The 17,479-nt window shown below is 48.9% G+C and carries 17 protein-coding genes and 1 other RNA gene; 3 read left to right on the top strand and 15 right to left on the bottom strand.

What is annotated here, in order from left to right; translation table 11 throughout:
• The first annotated feature begins 387 nt into the window (after nt 1-387).
• Nucleotides 388-1,440, top strand: a complete 1,053-nt coding sequence (bioB, locus tag HMPREF2726_RS01940) for a biotin synthase BioB (protein WP_070602015.1) — start codon at nt 388-390, stop codon at nt 1,438-1,440.
• A gap of 410 nt (nt 1,441-1,850) precedes the next feature.
• On the opposite strand, the gene HMPREF2726_RS01935 is transcribed toward bioB, so the two are convergent.
• From HMPREF2726_RS01935 to HMPREF2726_RS01900, 8 genes are all read right to left on the bottom strand, one after another.
• Nucleotides 1,851-3,305 (bottom strand): LutB/LldF family L-lactate oxidation iron-sulfur protein, encoded by a 1,455-nt coding sequence (locus tag HMPREF2726_RS01935; RefSeq protein WP_070602013.1) that lies wholly within the window; start codon nt 3,303-3,305, stop codon nt 1,851-1,853.
• Nucleotides 3,302-4,003 carry a LutC/YkgG family protein gene (locus HMPREF2726_RS01930; RefSeq protein WP_070602011.1) on the bottom strand — a complete coding sequence of 234 codons (702 nt, stop codon included), beginning with the start codon at nt 4,001-4,003 and terminating at the stop codon, nt 3,302-3,304. The genes HMPREF2726_RS01935 and HMPREF2726_RS01930 overlap by 4 nt, the downstream gene beginning before the upstream one ends.
• The gene (locus HMPREF2726_RS01925; RefSeq protein WP_003743122.1) at nt 4,000-4,779 is read right to left on the bottom strand and encodes a (Fe-S)-binding protein; all 780 of its coding nucleotides are present in this window, start codon (nt 4,777-4,779) and stop codon (nt 4,000-4,002) included. The genes HMPREF2726_RS01930 and HMPREF2726_RS01925 overlap by 4 nt, the downstream gene beginning before the upstream one ends.
• 296 nt (nt 4,780-5,075) lie before the next feature.
• The gene (locus HMPREF2726_RS01920; RefSeq protein WP_003763643.1) at nt 5,076-5,462 is read right to left on the bottom strand and encodes a VanZ family protein; all 387 of its coding nucleotides are present in this window, start codon (nt 5,460-5,462) and stop codon (nt 5,076-5,078) included.
• Nucleotides 5,459-5,665: a hypothetical protein gene (locus tag HMPREF2726_RS01915; protein ID WP_003763661.1), complete on the bottom strand. Its 207-nt coding sequence runs from the start codon at nt 5,663-5,665 to the stop codon at nt 5,459-5,461. The genes HMPREF2726_RS01920 and HMPREF2726_RS01915 overlap by 4 nt, the downstream gene beginning before the upstream one ends.
• 53 nt (nt 5,666-5,718) lie before the next feature.
• Nucleotides 5,719-6,297, bottom strand: a complete 579-nt coding sequence (gene pth / locus HMPREF2726_RS01910; protein WP_009312935.1) for an aminoacyl-tRNA hydrolase — start codon at nt 6,295-6,297, stop codon at nt 5,719-5,721.
• 84 nt (nt 6,298-6,381) lie between these two features.
• On the bottom strand, nt 6,382-6,657 hold the full coding sequence (locus HMPREF2726_RS01905) for an RnfH family protein (protein WP_003756256.1): 276 nt from the start codon (nt 6,655-6,657) through the stop codon (nt 6,382-6,384).
• Entirely contained in the window at nt 6,650-7,081 is a 432-nt protein-coding gene (locus HMPREF2726_RS01900) for a type II toxin-antitoxin system RatA family toxin (RefSeq protein ID WP_003756250.1), read from the bottom strand. The genes HMPREF2726_RS01905 and HMPREF2726_RS01900 overlap by 8 nt, the downstream gene beginning before the upstream one ends.
• A 159-nt stretch (nt 7,082-7,240) precedes the next feature.
• Between HMPREF2726_RS01900 and ssrA the strand changes: the two genes are divergently transcribed.
• Nucleotides 7,241-7,603: a transfer-messenger RNA gene (gene ssrA, locus HMPREF2726_RS01895) on the top strand.
• Nucleotides 7,604-7,737: 134 nt separating this feature from the next.
• Here ssrA and HMPREF2726_RS01890 read toward each other — a convergent pair.
• From HMPREF2726_RS01890 to rep, 7 genes are all read right to left on the bottom strand, one after another.
• Entirely contained in the window at nt 7,738-9,645 is a 1,908-nt protein-coding gene (locus tag HMPREF2726_RS01890) for an ATP-binding cassette domain-containing protein (protein WP_009312937.1), read from the bottom strand.
• Nucleotides 9,646-9,871: 226 nt separating this feature from the next.
• The gene (locus HMPREF2726_RS01885) at nt 9,872-10,186 is read right to left on the bottom strand and encodes a hypothetical protein (protein ID WP_003759160.1); all 315 of its coding nucleotides are present in this window, start codon (nt 10,184-10,186) and stop codon (nt 9,872-9,874) included.
• A gap of 31 nt (nt 10,187-10,217) precedes the next feature.
• The gene (locus tag HMPREF2726_RS01880; RefSeq protein ID WP_009312938.1) at nt 10,218-10,787 is read right to left on the bottom strand and encodes an RNA 2'-phosphotransferase; all 570 of its coding nucleotides are present in this window, start codon (nt 10,785-10,787) and stop codon (nt 10,218-10,220) included.
• A 160-nt stretch (nt 10,788-10,947) separates the two neighbouring features.
• Nucleotides 10,948-11,781, bottom strand: coding sequence for an abortive infection system antitoxin AbiGi family protein (locus tag HMPREF2726_RS01875; protein WP_094113193.1), 834 nt, complete (start codon nt 11,779-11,781; stop codon nt 10,948-10,950).
• 61 nt (nt 11,782-11,842) lie between these two features.
• On the bottom strand, nt 11,843-13,318 hold the full coding sequence (trpE, locus tag HMPREF2726_RS01870; protein WP_009312940.1) for an anthranilate synthase component I: 1,476 nt from the start codon (nt 13,316-13,318) through the stop codon (nt 11,843-11,845).
• Between the two features lie 162 nt (nt 13,319-13,480).
• A complete protein-coding gene (locus tag HMPREF2726_RS01865; protein ID WP_009312941.1) occupies nt 13,481-13,894 on the bottom strand; it encodes a hypothetical protein in 414 nt (137 codons plus the stop codon).
• 454 nt (nt 13,895-14,348) lie between these two features.
• Nucleotides 14,349-16,349 (bottom strand): DNA helicase Rep, encoded by a 2,001-nt coding sequence (gene rep, locus HMPREF2726_RS01860; RefSeq protein ID WP_070602007.1) that lies wholly within the window; start codon nt 16,347-16,349, stop codon nt 14,349-14,351.
• Nucleotides 16,350-16,523: 174 nt separating this feature from the next.
• On the opposite strand from rep, the gene cysT reads away from it, so the two are divergent.
• Entirely contained in the window at nt 16,524-17,360 is an 837-nt protein-coding gene (gene cysT, locus HMPREF2726_RS01855; RefSeq protein WP_070602005.1) for a sulfate ABC transporter permease subunit CysT, read from the top strand.
• Nucleotides 17,361-17,479: the final 119 nt, after the last annotated feature.

Raw genomic sequence — 17,479 nt, 5'->3', positions numbered from 1 at the left:
CTTGTCCTGATTTAAATTTAATCCACTATAGTTTGAATCTGCTTATCCACCAATATCGCACATGGATAAATTTGTTCCGCTTGTTGGAGGTCGTCTGAAGATTTGGTTTCCATCAATGAAAATAGGAAATTCAGTTTATTTCTTGAATAAGAAGCTAAAAAATTTTGCCCTGAGTTTTCAAAAGCGTTACACTCCATGCGGCATCGAGAGTAGGGTGGCAGTCTTATGATTTTATGGGCTGCCAAAATTGTTCAAATATTTGAATGATTTCACCCTTTGAGGCAAATAACATCGATGTCAACTTATCTAACCATGCCGCTGCCGTCATTGCGCCGGCAGTCAGGCAGTCAGCGTCATTGTGCCGCTGTAAACACGAAAGAACACACTATGACCATCTCTCCCGTCGCCTTGCGCCGTAAGACCGAGCGCAAGCCGCATCCGACCGCGCGTTATTGGAAAAAATGCGATGTCGAAGCCCTGTTCGGACTCCCATTCCTCGACCTCGTTTACCAAGCCGCCGAAATCCACCGCCAAAATTTCAACCCGCGCGAAATCCAGCTTTCCACGCTGTTGTCCATCAAAACCGGCGGTTGCCCCGAAGACTGCGCCTACTGCCCGCAATCGGCGCACCACAACACCAATCTGGGCAAAGAGCAGATGATGGATGTAGATGAAATCGTCGAAAAAGCCAAAATCGCCAAATCGCGCGGCGCAAGCCGTTTCTGCATGGGCGCGGCATGGCGCGGCCCCAAACCCAAAGACGTGGAGACGGTTTCCGAAATCATCAAAGCCGTGAAGGGTTTGGGCATGGAAACCTGCGGCACGTTCGGTATGCTTGAAGACGGTATGGCGGAAGATTTTAAAAAAGCAGGTTTGGACTATTACAACCACAATCTCGATACCGACCCTGAGCGCTACAACGACATTATCCACACGCGCAAACACGAAGACCGCATGGATACCTTAGGCAAAGTCCGCAATGCCGGTTTGAAAGTCTGCTGCGGCGGCATCGTCGGCATGAACGAAACCCGCGCCGAGCGTGCCGGACTGATTGCCAGCCTCGCCAACCTCGACCCGCAGCCCGAAAGCGTGCCGATTAACCAGTTGGTCAAAGTGGAAGGCACGCCGCTGGCCGATGCCGAAGATTTGGACTGGACGGAGTTCGTCCGTACCATCGCTGTGGCGCGGATTACCATGCCGCACAGCTACGTCCGCCTGTCGGCAGGGCGCAGCAATATGCCCGAATCCATGCAGGCAATGTGTTTCATGGCGGGCGCGAACTCGATTTTCTACGGCGACAAGCTCTTAACCACCGAAAACCCCGACGAAGACGGCGACCGCCTGTTGATGGAGAAGCTGGATTTGTATCCGCTGCGGTTTGAGTTGGAAGAAGAATACGAAGCGGCGCAGGAAACGCCCAAGATTAAAGTGGATTATTAATCGTTCTTGCCTAAATTCCCAATAAACAAGGTCGTCTGAAAACTGTGTTTACAAACCAATGCTTCACACACGGTTTCAGACGACCTTTATCCTTGAAAACTCTTTTTATAGTGGATTAAATTTAAATCAGGACAAGACGATGAAACCGCAAGACAGTACAGACAGTACAGAAACCGATTCACTTGGTGCTTCAGCACCTTAGAGAATGTCTCTTTGAGCCAAGGCGAGGCAACGCCGTACTGGTTTAAAGTTAATCCACTATATATATCCTAGATATGCCTATTAAGCTATAAAAAACTGCACATGATCAAGCTGGATTTGGTCTCCGGCTTACTAATGTGCAGTTTACGATTTTCAGACGACCTTTGCTGTTTAGATGGCAAATAATACGTCTTTATAGATTTTCAGCTTTACGCTTTTTCTTTTTGGCGCATTTTTTCCGCCATCATTTCATGCAGCGTTTTCTTGGCAGGTTTCATCGGAACGCGGTTGTCCGTCCAGCCCAGTTGCTTGCTCGGCGTCAATGCACGGAATTTGGTGGCCGCCCAACCGAAGGCGCGGTAGGCTTTGCTGCCGCTGAAAATGCCGTTGAATGTGCGCCATGCCATTTGTTCGCCGAAGGTATGCGATGCGCCTTGTCCGAGGATAGGATGCGGTACGACTTCGGTCGGCGAACGTTGCGCTTCAACGCGCAGACGCTGCATTTGCTCGGTAATCGGGATACGCACCGGACAAACTTCCACACACGCGCCGCACATGGTACAGGCGGTCGGCAGGTCGCGGGTGGCATCCAGACCCAACAGGTGCGGGGAAATAATCTCGCCGATAGGGCCGGGATAGGTTGTGCCGTATGCTGCGCCACCGATACGGGTATAAACCGGACAATGGTTCATACACGCGCCACAACGGATACATTGCAAGGTACGGCGCATTTGGTCTTCGGCATAGGCTTGGCTGCGTCCATTGTCGAGCAGAACCAAGTGCATTTCCTGCGGACCGTCCAGCTCTTCGCTGCGGCGCGGACCGGTAATCATATTGAAATAGGTGGTGATGTTCTGACCGATGGCAGAACGCGGCAGCAGGCTGTACAAGGGAGGAATGTCGGACAATTTCGCCACAACTTTTTCAATACCGGTAATGGCAATATGCACGGGCGGAACGGTAGTACTCAAGCGACCGTTGCCTTCGTTTTCCACCAGACACAACGTACCTGTTTCTGCAACAGCGAAGTTTACGCCGCTCAAGCCGACATCGGCAGTGCTGTAAATATCGCGCAGGGCTTTGCGGGCGAAGCCGGTCAGTTGATCTACGTCGTCCGTTAACGGTGTGCCAAGATTTTGGTGGAAAAGTTCGCTAACCTGTTCTTTGGTTTTGTGAATGGCGGGCATTACGATATGGGTCGGTTTTTCGCCTGCCATTTGGACGATAAACTCGCCCAAGTCGCTTTCCACCGCTTTAATGCCTTTTGCTTCAAGATAATGGTTCAGCTCGATTTCCTCGCTGACCATAGATTTGCCTTTGACCATCAGCTTGCCGTTTTTGGCAGTAATGATGTTGTGGATGATTCCGCAGGCTTCGGCCGGCGTTTCCGCCCAGTGTACTTTTACGCCCAGCTTAGTCAGGTTTTCTTCCAATTGCTCCAGCAGGGTGGGCAATTTAGACAATGAACGCTGACGGACGTGTTCACACAAATCCCGCAGGTTTTGCAACTCTTCTTCGTCGGACAAAACGGCTTTGCGCTTGGTCATCAGCATATCCATCGCGGTACGCAGACTCTTACGCAAAGGCTTGTCTTGAAGGGAAATTGCGGCGTTTTGTTTGAAAGTTTCCGGCTTCATGTGGAACTTGATGGTTTGCGTAGTCATGTATTTTCCTCCAAATCGGCAGGGGAAATGTGGTCAGGCAGTATGGCGAGGATGACCAAATCACGCGGACCGTGTGCGCCGTAAGCAAGCGTCAGCTGGATGTCTGCGGTTTTGGACGGGCCGGAAATCAGGAAAACATTGGTCGGCATACCGTTTTCTACCAGTTTTTCGCCTTCGACGGCGTTGTGAAATTCGTTATACATTTTCGCCGTATCAAACAGGCAGAAATGCACGGGCGGAACAAGGCTTAAAGTACGCGGTTCTTCGGGGCTGGAAAACAGCATCAGCGTACCGGTGCGGGCGATGCCGCATTGCGAGCCGCTGAAGCCTGCATCGATGTTCGCGAAAAACTCGGTTTTCCAAGTATCGATTTCGCGCTCGAAAGCAATCGGTTCGATATTGCTGTCCACCAGCGCGGCACGGGCGATTTGTCCGTGTTCAGTCGCCAACGGCAGCAGGATGTTTTTCAAACCTTTGCCTTCGGCTGCTTGACGGAATACTTGCGGCCAGCTGGTTTTGGTCACCCAATAAATTTCGGTTTTGACGGCGCGCATAGCGGCAGCCCAATGTTTCAGACGCTCAACTTCGTTGTCCCAAGAAACACCCATTTCACGGTAATAATCAAAAACCGCAGGCTCTTCCATCGGCAATGCGTCGGCTTTTTTCAGTTTTGCCAAAATATTTTCGCGCGCGCTCATGCTTTGCCTCCGGTACGTTCCAACAAGAAGGATGCGATGTGTTTCGGACGCGGCATATTCGGCTCGTCCTTAGCGATTTTGCCGCCGATGTTCATCATGCAGCCGCAGTCCGCGCTGATGATTTCGGTCGCACCGGTTTCTTTTAGCGCAGCAACTTTGTCTGTTACCATCGCGCCGGAAATATCCGCTTGTTTGACAGAGAATGTACCGCCAAAGCCGCAGCATTCGCTTTCATGGTCGTGAACGATACGTTCAACGTTTTCCATACCGTCAATCAACTGCCAGCCTGAAATATGGACGTTCATTTCGCGGCGGGCGGCGCAGGAAGTGTGGACGGCAACTTTGACCGGCTCACCTTTGTCTTCAGGCTTGTAGCCGATGGCAAGCAAGAAATGAGTAAACTCAATGATGCGGTTGGCACAATCAACCGCTTTGGATTCGTATTCTGTATTTTTAAACAAGGTAGGCCAGTGATGTTTCATCATGCCGCCGCACGAGCCGGACGGTACAACGATCGGCCAGTTTTCAGGGAAAAGGTCAAGTTGCGCTTTGGCGACATCAAACGCCTCGGTCGGATGGCCGGAAGAGTAGGCGGGTTGGCCGCAGCAACTTTGCGCCATCGGGTAATGAACCCGTATGCCTTGCTGCTCGATTAAAGTAATGGCATCCATACCTGCTTCGGGCATGAAAAGATCGAGGACGCAGGTGCCGAAGAAATAGACATCCGTCGGCTTGCTGTCGAATGTAGTGATTTTGGGTGGGGTGATTGCGCTCATTTTTTCGTTAACGGGAGTACCCGTTTTTCTTTGTATAAATAGATGGCTACTTTAAGTAATTGCATGTAGGCGGTCAAGTATAATTTTAAAAAATAATATTGGAAACGATTGATGGGTCGTCTGAAATACTGATTCCACAAATATAAATATATATATGCGAATAAATATCATTATATTTAAAAGCTAACTCATTTATTAATGAATAAATGAATCAATCCATATGAATGCAAGGGTATTCAACAAATACGATTGCACCCGGGTTTCAAATAGTTTTATAGAAAAATAGGGGAGGGTAGTTAATGGGACTGGGAAGAAGAAGGGTTTTTGGATGTATTAATTTTTGCTGCAACCCATAACGCGACACCTGAACCCAGCATATCCGCAATGCCGTCGCCAATAGAGCCTTCGCGTGTTGTGGTAAACGTAGCTTGTGCCCATTCACTTCCAACAGCAAACAGAAGTGCGAATATCAACAAACCGAGATACGGAATTTTTGCTTTTTCGTGAATATAAGATTTTGCCAATAACCAAATCTGGGCAAAAAACAAAGTGAAGTGGGCTACTTTGTCGAAATTGGGAAACGGTGGCGGCGTATTGCCAGATTCCTTGAAAATCAAAGAATAGATACCGGCCACAAACCAAACGATAGCCAACAGGCTGAATTTATTGATGTAAAACTTCATTTTTGTTCCTCATCCAACCAAGTTTGGCAGATAGCTGCAAGGCGGATGAATTTGTTGCCGCGTCCGTTTAATATGTCGCGCCATTGTTCAACTTCCTCTGTTGTCGGTGCATCATCTATACTGCATTCGTACAGCAGGAAATCAAGGGTTTCTTCCACTACGCCGATGGGTTCATTCTGGATTAATTCTAAAATCTGAGACATATAGGGGATTTTTCAAAAGAGGAGGCGGATAATGATGTACACAACAATAGCATTTACTTGCTGTGTAGGAAACGTGTAGCTTCTTCCCATTCGCCCGCCATTATTTTCGGCATCGCTTTTAATGATTTGGCAATTGCCTCGTCAATCTGTTGGCGGTGTTCTGCGCTTGGCTTGTTCAATACATAAGCGACAACGAGGTTACGGTCACCCGGATGATCTATACCCAAACGCAAACGGTAATAGTCAGGTGTACCAAGACGGGCTTGGATATCTTTCAAGCCGTTATGCCCCCCATTTCCGCCGCCAAGTTTAAATTTGATACGACCGCAAGGAATATCCAATTCGTCATGCACAACCAGTATCTCTTCGGGCTTGATTTTGTAAAACTGCGCGAGTGCGGCAACAGACTGGCCGGAACGGTTCATAAAAGTCATGGGTTTAAGCAGCCACACATCGCCATCGGGCAGATTCGCCCGCGCCACCTCACCAAAAAATTTTTTCTCTTCTTTAAATGATACTTTCCACTGCCACGCAAGTTCGTCTAAGAACCAAAATCCTGCATTATGGCGGGTTTGTTCGTATTCGCCCCCGGGATTTCCCAGTCCGACGATCATTTTGATTTTATTCGACATAATTATTTCTCAATACCTCAGAAAATATGGCAATTTTCAATAAAAGGTCGTCTGAACATGGTTTCAGACGACCCTGGTTAACTTTCAATCCTGATTCTGTACACGTTTGCGGCGTGCCTCTTTAGGATCAATCAATAATGGGCGATAAATCTCAATCCGATCTTTATCGCGAAGAAGCGTCTCATCTTTAACTGATTTGCCAAAAATTCCCAGCGGAGCAGTTTGTAAGTCCAATTCAGAAAATATTTCATCCAGCCCGCTTTGGCATACCGCTTCACGCGCCGTGCAGCCATTTTGCACATTCATTTTTTTCAACACTTGCTTGCCGGGCAAACCGTAAACGACTTCAATCTCAAGCATAACGGCGATCCGCTTCTTTAACGAACGCATCAACCAATGCTCCGGACAAATGGCTGAAAACAGGCGAAATCATGGCAGATAAGACAGAGTTGGAAAATTCATATTCCAATTTAAATTCAACTTTGCACATATCGTCGCCCAAATCTAAGAATTTCCATGTTCCCCGCAAGATTTTAAAAGGTCCTTCCAACAAATCCATTCGGATTTCCTTACCGGGAATATTGTGATTGTGCGTAGCAAATGATTGGCGCACGCGCATATAGTCCATAAAAAGACGCGCTTTCAACTCATTGTTTTTGCGTTCGATTACTTCAGTTTTACTGTACCAGGGCAAAAATTTCGGATAGTCTTCAACCTTATCGACCAACTCAAACATTTGCTCTGCGCTGTGCAAAACCAAGATATTCTTCTCAACCTTTTTCATGCTCAAACAGGCTCAAAATCGGAAAGCGGTATTATAAACGAATTCACTGTATTTTTCAGACGACCTCGAATCTCTGCAACCATCCCAATCCAACTCATCATCAAGACAGTCCTGCTTGGCAAAGTATAACGATATGCGTATAATCAACCTTTTCCATCTGGGGGCGATCTTGGTTTCGACGGGGGTTGCAAAGCAGATGCGGGCATACCGGGGTCTCAGATTTCCCGTAAAACACTGAATCTAAATAGTCGCAAACGACGAAACTTACGCACTGGCCGCTTAAGGCCTGCCGTTGCAGCAGTTGGTCAATGGGCTGTGTAGCGCAAGCTACCGCAACGTCATTCTACATTGACTGGTTTTCCGCCGGGTTACTTGGCGGGAAATAAGATTTAAGGTAACTGGTTCCTAGAAGGCCTGTCGGTCGGCATGATAGGAACGAGATTTTAAATAGACACGACTAAGTATGTAGAACGCTCTGTAGAGGACTTCCGGACGGGGGTTCGATTCCCCCCGCCTCCACCAAACCTAATTTTCAGTTTTATTTTATAACGTATAAAAGCCTTGAAATATAATAATTATTTCAAGGCTTTTTGTTATCTCGTGTCTGATAAAGCTTTTGAGATGTTTAAAGCAAACAGGAATCTACTATCGACAAATCAAACTGCTTCACCGTTCTGCTTTGCCTCCAGAAGCTCCCAGCGTTCCAATTTTTCCAAAAGCAGCGTTTCGATTTCTTCGGCGCGGTTTTGCAATGCACCGGCTTTCTCATAATCTTTGAAGATTTCAGGATCGGAAAGCTGCGCGTTGATTTCTGCCTGTTCGGTTTCCAAGGCGGCGATTTCGTCGGGCAGGGCGTCGAGTTCGCGTTGTTCTTTGTAGGAAAGTTTGACCGTGCGGTTGGCTTTGGGTTTGGCTTTTTCCGGTTCTGCGGTTATTTTCGGCGCAGCGGTCGTCTGAATTTTCTCTTCGCGTGATTTTGCGTCGATATAGTCCTGATAGCCGCCGATGTATTCTTTCAGACGGCCTTGTCCTTCGAAAACAATGCTTTGGGTAATTACGTTATCAAGGAACATACGGTCGTGCGAGACGAGGAATACCGTGCCTTGGTAATCGCGCAGCAAATCTTCGAGCAGCTCTTGGGTGTCGATGTCCAAGTCGTTGGTCGGTTCGTCCAAGACCAGGATATTGGCGGGGCGGGTGAAGAGTTTTGCCAGCAGGAGGCGGTTGCGTTCGCCGCCGGAGAGCGATGAAACAGGGCTTTGCGCGCGGGCAGGATGGAACAGGAAATCTTCCAGATAGCTCATGACGTGTTTTTTCTTGCCGCCGATTTCGACGTAATCGTTGCCTTGTCCGAGCGTGTAAAACACGGTGTCGTTTTCGTTCAACGCGCTGCGGAACTGGTCAAAATAGGCGACTTCCTGCTTGCTGCCGATGCGGATTCTGCCGTAGGTCGGCTGCAATTCGCCCAGAATCAGCTTGAGGAAGGTGGTTTTGCCGATACCGTTTGGGCCGATTAAGCCGATTTTGTCACCGCGCTGCAAGATGGCGGAAAATTTGTCCATGATGACTTTGTCACCATAGGCAAACGAGGCGTGTTCCAGCTCGGCGATGATTTTGCCGCTTTTCTCGCCGCTGTCGAGTTTGAAGTTGACCTGTCCCTGCACGTTGCGGCGTTCGGCACGCTGGCGGCGCAGTTCTTCCAAACGGCGCACGCGGCCTTCGTTGCGGGTACGGCGCGCTTCGATGCCTTTGCGTATCCACGCTTCTTCCTGCGCGTGGAATTTGTCGAAGAGGCGGTTGTGTTCCGCTTCAACCGCCAATTCCTGCGTTTTTTTCTCGCTGTATTTGGAAAACGAGCCGGGATAGGAGCGCAGAATGCCGCGGTCGAGTTCGACAATGCGCGTGGCGATATTATCCAGAAAACGGCGGTCGTGGGTAATCACGACCAGGCTGCCTTCAAACGCTTTGAGCAGGTTTTCCAGCCAGATAATCGCGTCGATGTCCAAATGGTTGGTCGGCTCATCCAGCAGCAATACGTCGGGCTTCTGCACCCAAGCCTGCGCCAAGGCGACGCGCTTTTTCTGTCCGCCGGAGAGGTTGCCGATTTTTTCATTTTCCGGCAAACCCAGTTCACCCAAAGTCTGCTTCACCGCCGCATCCAGCTTCCAGCCGTCCTTCGCTTCGATTTCAAGCTGCAATTCGTTGAGTTCTTTTAATAAAACGTCGTCTGAATTGTGCTCCAAATCATGGCTGACGCGGTGGTAACGGCGCAGCAGGTCGCGGATTTCGCCCAAGCCTTCGGCGACGGTGTCGAATACGGTGGCTTCCTTATCAAAAAACGATTCCTGCGGCACATAAACGATTTTGAGGTTGTTTTGAACAATAATCTGTCCGTCGTCGAGCTTCTGTACACCGGCGAGGATTTTCAGAAACGAAGACTTACCCGCGCCGTTGCGGCCGATTAAACCGATTTTTTCGCCGCTGTCGAGTTGGAAGGAAGTTTTGTCGAGCAGGGCGACATGGCCGACGGCAAAGGAAGCGTTTTCTACGGATAAGATGTTCATAAGGAAATAGGGAAAAATAAAATTAAGTCGTGTATTTTAACTGATTTTAGAAAGCTTTGTGATGGGTACGAAGAGAGATGGATAGAACTAAATAATATTGAGAAACTTGAATCAATCGATATAATTTAACATAATATACATTATGCGAACTAATGTAACAGATAATAAGTTACTCACAAACAAAATCCGCCCCTTATTTTTACAGGCGGATTTTTCCAAGTGTGAACTATTTAATTTTATGCATGCGTTTGTCTGTATAGACACACAGTACACCGCTATTGTTGTAGATGACTTGATGATTGGTATCGCAGAAAAATGCTGACAATTCGATAGGAACTTTTTCACTACCCCATGTTTGTGGTGAAAGGAATATAAGTTTGCCCGGCGTACATTTTTGAATTTCATCTTTATTGATTTTGCTCACCACACAAACATCACTTTGATCGATATTTGTATCAGAATTTGTATCCGACTTCATTTTGTCACAACCAACAACCAGTACAGTCAAAGCCGTCAAAATTAGAATCGAAGATTTTCTCATATCTATTTACTCCTCAAAACTCAAGCTAAATTCACAACTTGGCAATAAACTTCGCTGGAACGTTTTCAGTCAGCCAAACGCCGTTGTCTGCGAGGTAAAACTGATGACCATCGGCAAGCATGGCTGCGGTGTTGATGGTTAACACTACGGGTTTACCATGTCGGGAACCGACTTTGATTGCGGTTTCGATATCTGCCGAAAGATGGACGAAATGGCGTGAACCTGCATGCAATCCCTGGCCAAATATCGACTGCACCGATTTTTCCGCTGTGCCGTGATATAGGATATCAGGCGGCGTCGTTGCGCAATACTGGATTTCAACCTGTTTTGTGGAATGCCCTTGCGCGGCACGAATACGCTTGCCGTCTTCTGATACGGTAAACCGTTTTTTATCATTATTTTCAACGACTTCCATTAAATTATCGTACGTCAATGCAACACCGGTAAAGTTGTGCTTGGGGTGATTTGCTTGTGCCAGCAGGATATCAATATCCACCCAGCCGTTTTTGTCCAAAGTAATTCCGATTTGTTCGGGTCTGTGACGCAAGATCAGGCTGAGGAATTTGCTGACGGATTTTTGTTGTTTTTCATTTAAGATCATTGGTATTTTTCCTAAGGAATCTTTCTTCCAGTATTTGTCGAGCACGGTTACTTTTTAGCCCATGGTTTTGGCAGCAACGATAAACATTCTGCCTAATTGTCCGCTGCCGAGGATACCGAGATTGGAGGGAGGATGGAGGATTTGTTCATAGCAAGGAATATTAAAAATCTTTTCTGATAGTATCTAAGGAAATAACTTTTGAAAGTAAGAGAAGCCTTTCATGTTCAGGATAATCCGTAAATATTATATTAATTTTATTAATAATTGTTGGAATATTAGAATCTTCTGGTACAAAAATGTATTTTATATCTGAGGGTTCAAAATTTAGTGAAGCAACTTTTTTCGTAACAATATTTGAATCCTGTAATTCTTCATTATTGGCTAAAAAATTTGGTAAAAAATTTGGGAAAAGGTTGTTTTCATCTGAAGTAGGTACATACCTCCACTCACATTCTTCATCAAAATTTTTCGTTACCTCCTTACCATTTACTTTCATCTTTCCTCTCAATGGCTTCAAGAATTTCATAAGTCGAAGTACAATGTTTGGACTCAATTCCCTACTGATTAACAAATTTATCGCATCCGCCGGAATATTTTTTAAGATAAAATTTCGAATTAGATTGGGAATAATACTGTTATCTGACAGATAGAAAATAGGATTTAATCCCTTTCTTATTCCCCACTCCTTCGTCATTCCAAGACCAAAACCACCATAAAAATCTGTATGTGCTGTAATTTTGGATAGTGGAATATCACAAAAACAAGACATCGGGTAAGCTATTGAATTGATATTATATTTTATCAATTCTTTAGTAAGAGTTTCCCAAAAGTTGTCTTCTTCCTGTTTCTCTAATTCATTTTTAAAATCTTTTGGAATTAGCCATTCAATATCTTCAGAACAATATCTAGGCCAAAATCCATTTTCCAAAATATCTAATAGATATTCCTCTTTGGGAGTAAAGTGAAATAAAGAGTTTGATTTTATAGTTGCCATTTTGCAAAGTATTTACTTGAAGTTAAACATATTTCAATTTTTTCAGAATAATTTAGTGAACCTACCTATCCAACCCCTCCTGCACCATCTGCGCCGCCCGAACCACCGCTCGGGCTTTGTTCTGCGTTTCCTGCCATTCGGAGGTTGGATCGGAGTCGGCGACGATACCTGCACCGCTTTGGACGTATAGCGTGTTGTTTTTCACTACGGCGGTGCGGATGGCGATTGCCAAGTCCATGTCGTTGTTGAAGCCCCATACGCCGACGGCGCCGCCGTATATGCCGCGTTTACTCGGTTCGACTTCTTCGATGATTTCCATGGCGCGGACTTTGGGTGCGCCGGAGAGTGTGCCGGCGGGGAATGTGGCGGCGAGGATGTCCATATTGGTGATGCCCTCTTTCAGACGGCCTTCGACGTTGGAAACGATGTGCATCACGTGGGAGTATTTTTCAATCACCATTTTGTCGGTTACTTTGACTTCGCCCGTTTTGCTGATGCGTCCGACGTCGTTGCGCCCTAAATCGATAAGCATGACGTGTTCGGCGATTTCTTTGGCGTCGCTTAATAAATCCTGCTCATTGGCAAGGTCTTCGGCGGGGGTTTTGCCGCGCAGGCGCGTGCCGGCGATGGGGCGGACAATGACGTCGTCGCGTTCGCGGCGGACGAGGATTTCGGGCGAGGAACCGACGATGTGGAAATCGCCGAAATCGTAGTAAAAGAGGTAAGGCGAAGGGTTGAGTGTGCGCAAGGCGCGGTAGAGGGCGAGCGGGCTGTCGGTAAATTCCATGCTCATGCGCTGGCTGGGGACGACCTGCATGCAGTCGCCTGCGAAGATGTAGTCTTTGATTTTGTCGACGCAGGCTTTGAACGGCTCTTCGCCAAACTCGCTGACGGCTTCGGTGTGTTTGCTGCCGAGCGAGAGCGGGATGGCGCAGCTTTGGCGCAACTGGGTGCGGATGTCTTCGAGGCGTTCGCGGGCGCGTTCGTAGCCGTCGGGCTGCGAGGGATCGGAATAAACGATGAGATGGATTTTGCCGCTCAAATTGTCGATAACCGCCAACTCTTGCGACAGCATCAGTAAGATGTCGGGTGTGCCAAGCGGGTCGGCTTTGGCGCTGTTTTTCAGGCGGTGGGCGAAGTGTTCGAAATTGTAGATGGTTTCGTAACCGAAGTAGCCGACCAATCCGCCGGTAAAGCGTGGCAAGCTTGGGATTTCGGGCGTTTTGAAGCGGTTGTGGAAGGCTTCGATAAAGGGCAGCGGATTGCCGTCGTGTTGCTCAACGATTTCACCGTTTTGATAAACATCGACGTGTTTGCCACTGGCTTTGAGATAGTGGCTGCAAGGCAGGCCGATAAAGGAATAGCGGCCGAAACGTTCGCCGCCGACGACGGATTCGAGCAGGTAGGTATAGGGGCGGTTGGCGAGTTTGAGATAGAGGGAAAGCGGCGTATCCAAGTCGGCAAGGAGTTCCTGCACGAGCGGGATGCGGTTATAGCCTTGAGCGGCTTGGGCTTGATATTCTTGTTTGCTGATCATTTCTTTTCCGTTTGTCGGGTACTTTTCAGACGACCTTATCCGAGTAAAAACCGGTTGAATTATCCGAAAAGTATAGCAGTTTATCGATAGCGTTGACAGTATGCGGGTCGTCTGAAAAAGCAAAACGCCGTTGATAGCAAACGGCGTTTTAGGCTGGGGATATCAGGCGTTTGGCGTAGCGGTATGGCGTTTTTTAGCCTGTTTCCATTTGTATGCGTAGCCGAGTACGACCGGAATCAGCGACAGGATGAATTTGAGGGTCCAGCTTGCATACCATGGTCTGTTCAGAATAATAGCCTCTCCTCCCGAAGCGGGAACGACGATGTCTTTGATGGCGAACCAATCCAAATATGGCCACCAACACATCACCAAGCTGCCTAAAAACAGCGGCCAGATATTACGGCTCAAATTAATCTGCCACAGGCGGAAGCATACGCCTGCCCATACCAGCGTCAGGCCGGTAATCAGGAAGATGGTGTAAGTATCGGCGCCGAGAAAGGCGGCGATGAAATAAGTCAGCACCACCCAAATGACGGCAAGGACAAGGACGATGATTTCTTCAGGACGTTTGAACATTTCAGCGCTTCTCCAAAGCAATGTCGCATCATACGGTTTAGGGCGGGCTGACGATTGGCGGCGCGGGAATCTTTAGGGATAACATATAAAACGTCGCTTCCGCACCGGTCAGCCTGCCTGAAAGTCTGTTCAGGCGATACTATACCCGAAACGAAATAGTTTGAATATGCTACTTATTGCTAGGACGGGCGTTTTAGACGACCCTCAAATCGTTGAAAAAGGTCGTCTGAAAACCGATACCTTCAGACGCCCTTAAACCATTTTCAGACGACCTCTTTGCGCCCTGTCTTTCCGATACTATAGTGGCTTAACTTTAAATCAGGACAAGGCGACGAAGCCGCAGATAGTACAGACAGTACAGAAACCGATTCACTTGGTGCTTCAGCACCTTAGAGAATGTCTCTTTGAGCCAAGGCGAGGCAACGCCGTACTGGTTTAAAGTTAATCCACTATATCAGCCCTTCCCTTTCGCCGCCAACATATCCAGCATTCCCGCCAGATGGCTTCTGCCCTCTTCCTTACTCACAATCGGTTCGCCGCCTTTGCGCCCTAAAATCTTGATATCTTCCTGCGGCATTTCGTCTATGAAGCGGCTGGGTTCGGGGAACTGCCATGTGCCTTGTTTTTTGCGTTTGACGCAGTGGGTCAATGTAAGTTGGCGCTTGGCGCGGGTGATGCCGACGTACATCAGGCGGCGTTCTTCTTCAACATTGTCTTCTTCGATGCTGTCGTTGTGCGGCAGGATGCCCTCTTCGCAGCCGACGAGGAAGACGTAGGGGTATTCCAAGCCTTTGGAGGCGTGCAGGGTCGAGAGTTTGACGGCATCGACTTCTTCTTCGCTTTTGCCTTCCAAAAGCGTCATCAGTGCGACGGTTTGGGCGAGTTCGATGATGTTTTTGCCGTCTTGTTCGCCTTTGCGCTCTAGCCAGCCTGTCAGGTCGCTGACGTTGCGCCATTTGATTTCGCCGGCTTTGCCTTCTTCGCTGGCAAGCAGATGGTTTTCGTAGTCGATTTCTTTGAGCAGGCTGTTGATGAGTTCGCCCGCTTCGCTGGTTTCGGCTTTGGCGCGGTAGCTGCCGAACATATCCATAAAGGCTTGCAGGTGTTGGCGGTTGGTATTGTTCAACAGGGCGAGGGCTTCTTCGGTTTGCGCGGCTTCATACAGGCTGCATTCGTGTTCGTGTGCGTAGGTGTTGAGCTTGCCCAGCGTTACATCGCCGATGCCGCGTTTGGGCGTGGTTACGGCGCGCAGGAAGGCGGGATCGTCGTTGGGGTTGGCAAGCAGGCGCAAATAGGACAAAACGTCTTTGATTTCGGCTTTGTCGAAAAAGCTTTGTCCGCCGGAGAGTTGGTAGGGAACGCGCGCGCTGCGCAAGGCTTCTTCAAAAATCCGCGCCTGATGGTTGCCGCGGTATAACACGGCGAAATCGGCGTATTGGGTTTTGTCGCCGCCGACCAGCTTCTGCTTGACGATTTGGCTGACAACCCAGTCGGCTTCGTGTTGCTCGTTTTGGCAGGCAACGACTTTGACGATTTCGCCTTCGCCGAACTGCGACCAAAGTTTTTTGGTGAACAGCTTGGGGTTGTTTTCAATCACTTTGTTGGCGATTTTGAGAATCCGCGCGGTGGAGCGGTAGTTTTGCTCCAGCTTGATGATTTTCATCTGCGGATAGTCTTCCTGCATTTTGCGCAGGTTTTCCATGTTTGCGCCGCGCCATGCGTAGATGGACTGGTCGTCGTCGCCGACGGCGGTAAACATGCCTTCCGCGCCGGTCAAGAGTTTCATCAGCGTAAATTGGCAGGTATTGGTGTCCTGACATTCGTCAACCAACAGATAACGCAGCCGCCGCTGCCATTTGTTGCGCACTTCGCTGTTTTGCTGCAACAGCACGGCGGGCAGGCGGATTAAGTCGTCGAAGTCCACCGCCTGATAGCTTTGCAGGGTTTCCTGATAGCTTGCATACACGCGCGCGATTTGTTCTTCCCATGCATTGGAGGCCGTCTGAAGCACGTCTTCGGGTGTTTTCAAATCGTTTTTCCACAGGGAAATCTGATGCTGCGCTTTAAATAAGGCTTCTTTTCCCGTACCGCCCAAGAGTTCGCCGATGATTTTCGCGCTGTCGGTGGAATCGAGGATGGAGAAGTTTTTTTTGTAACCGATATGGTTCGCCTCTTCGCGCAGAATCTTCATGCCCAAAGAGTGGAAGGTGCAAATCGTCAGCCCGCGCGTTTGCGACTTGGGCAGCATTTTGGCGACGCGCTCCTGCATTTCCGTAGCGGCTTTGTTGGTGAAGGTAATCGCGGCAACGGTATGCGGCAGATAGCCGACGTTGACAATCAAATGTTTGATTTTTTGCGTAATCACGCCGGTTTTGCCGCTGCCGGCGCCGGCAAGCACGAGCAGAGGCCCGCCGAGGTATTTGACGGCGGCTTGCTGTTGGGGGTTGAGTTTCATGGGGAATGCAGACGAACCAAAAAGAGGCGCAGATTATAACAGGTCGTCTGAAAGCCCCAAACGGCAATCCGACATATATAACAAAATCATCTTTGCAACAAACAAACCATTCTTTCCGTTTTTCAGACGACCCCGTTAAAGTGGCAGCATCTTCTTTTTCCCTTCCGAGCGACCATGTTATTACTCAAAACGCCCAGCGTACTGCCCGGCTTCAAAATCAGCCTCGGCCTGACCGTATTGTGCCTGTCGCTTCTGGTGGTTTTGCCGTTTGCGATGATGGCGGCGAAGGCGGCGGAAATCGGCTGGGGAGGCTTTTGGAACACAATTGCCGAGCCGAACGTGTTGGCGGCGGTGTGGCTGAGTTTGCGGATGTCGTTTTATGCGATGCTGACCAATGTCGTGTTCGGCACGCTGGTGGCGTGGGTGTTGGTGCGCTATGAATTTCCGCTCAAGGGGCTGGTGAACGCGCTGGTCGATTTGCCGTTTGCGCTGCCAACGGCGGTTACGGGCATCGCGTTGGCGACCCTGTATGCGCCCAACGGTTGGATAGGCCGTTTTTTCGAGCCTTTGGGCATCAAAATCGCGTTTACGCCCGTCGGCATTTGGATTGCGCTGGTCGTCGTCAGCCTGCCCTTTATCGTCCGCGCCGTGCAGCCGGTATTGGAGGAATTGTCGGGCGAATATGAGGAAGCGGCGGCGACTTTGGGGGCAAACCGTTTCACGACGTTCCGCCGCGTGCTGCTGCCGGAAATCACGCCGGCGCTCTTAACCGGCGCGGGCATGATGTTCGCACGGGCAACGGGGGAATACGGCTCGGTGATTTTTATCGCGGGCAACATTCCGATGGTTTCCGAAATCCTGCCGCTGATTATTACGGGCAAGCTGGAACAGTTCGACGTACAGGGCGCGTCGGCGGTGGCGTTGTTTATGCTGCTGGTTTCGTTTGTGATTCTGTTTTCGCTGAACGTGATGCAGTGGGCGTTGAGCAGGCGTTCGGGAGCAAAGGGTTGAGGGGTCGTCTGAAAAATGTAGGTCGGATTCTTGAATCCGACGCGTTTTGATACCTGAAACCAGAAAAACGGAACATTGGATATTTTGTCGGATTCAAGAATCCGACCTTGTATATCGAA

Source organism: Neisseria sp. HMSC074B07, assembly GCF_001810355.1.
Taxonomy (GTDB): Bacteria; Pseudomonadota; Gammaproteobacteria; order Burkholderiales; family Neisseriaceae; genus Neisseria.
This window is presented reverse-complemented; position numbering and strand designations above follow the sequence as displayed.

Bases quoted from the DNA above. Each gene is read 5' to 3' on its own strand.
- HMPREF2726_RS01890 (WP_009312937.1), bottom strand. From the start codon at position 9,645: ATGAACATCTTATCCGTAGAAAACGCTTCCTTTGCCGTCGGCCATGTC.
- HMPREF2726_RS01935 (WP_070602013.1), bottom strand. From the start codon at position 3,305: ATGACTACGCAAACCATCAAGTTCCACATGAAGCCGGAAACTTTCAAA.
- trpE (WP_009312940.1), bottom strand. From the start codon at position 13,318: ATGATCAGCAAACAAGAATATCAAGCCCAAGCCGCTCAAGGCTATAAC.
- HMPREF2726_RS01865 (WP_009312941.1), bottom strand. From the start codon at position 13,894: ATGTTCAAACGTCCTGAAGAAATCATCGTCCTTGTCCTTGCCGTCATT.
- HMPREF2726_RS01915 (WP_003763661.1), bottom strand. From the start codon at position 5,665: ATGTCTCAGATTTTAGAATTAATCCAGAATGAACCCATCGGCGTAGTG.
- pth (WP_009312935.1), bottom strand. From the start codon at position 6,297: ATGTCGAATAAAATCAAAATGATCGTCGGACTGGGAAATCCCGGGGGC.
- HMPREF2726_RS01925 (WP_003743122.1), bottom strand. From the start codon at position 4,779: ATGAGCGCAATCACCCCACCCAAAATCACTACATTCGACAGCAAGCCG.
- HMPREF2726_RS01930 (WP_070602011.1), bottom strand. From the start codon at position 4,003: ATGAGCGCGCGCGAAAATATTTTGGCAAAACTGAAAAAAGCCGACGCA.
- HMPREF2726_RS01885 (WP_003759160.1), bottom strand. From the start codon at position 10,186: ATGAGAAAATCTTCGATTCTAATTTTGACGGCTTTGACTGTACTGGTT.
- HMPREF2726_RS01920 (WP_003763643.1), bottom strand. From the start codon at position 5,462: ATGAAGTTTTACATCAATAAATTCAGCCTGTTGGCTATCGTTTGGTTT.
- HMPREF2726_RS01905 (WP_003756256.1), bottom strand. From the start codon at position 6,657: ATGCTTGAGATTGAAGTCGTTTACGGTTTGCCCGGCAAGCAAGTGTTG.
- cysT (WP_070602005.1), top strand. From the start codon at position 16,524: ATGTTATTACTCAAAACGCCCAGCGTACTGCCCGGCTTCAAAATCAGC.
- HMPREF2726_RS01900 (WP_003756250.1), bottom strand. From the start codon at position 7,081: ATGAAAAAGGTTGAGAAGAATATCTTGGTTTTGCACAGCGCAGAGCAA.
- HMPREF2726_RS01875 (WP_094113193.1), bottom strand. From the start codon at position 11,781: ATGGCAACTATAAAATCAAACTCTTTATTTCACTTTACTCCCAAAGAG.
- rep (WP_070602007.1), bottom strand. From the start codon at position 16,349: ATGAAACTCAACCCCCAACAGCAAGCCGCCGTCAAATACCTCGGCGGG.
- bioB (WP_070602015.1), top strand. From the start codon at position 388: ATGACCATCTCTCCCGTCGCCTTGCGCCGTAAGACCGAGCGCAAGCCG.
- HMPREF2726_RS01880 (WP_009312938.1), bottom strand. From the start codon at position 10,787: ATGATCTTAAATGAAAAACAACAAAAATCCGTCAGCAAATTCCTCAGC.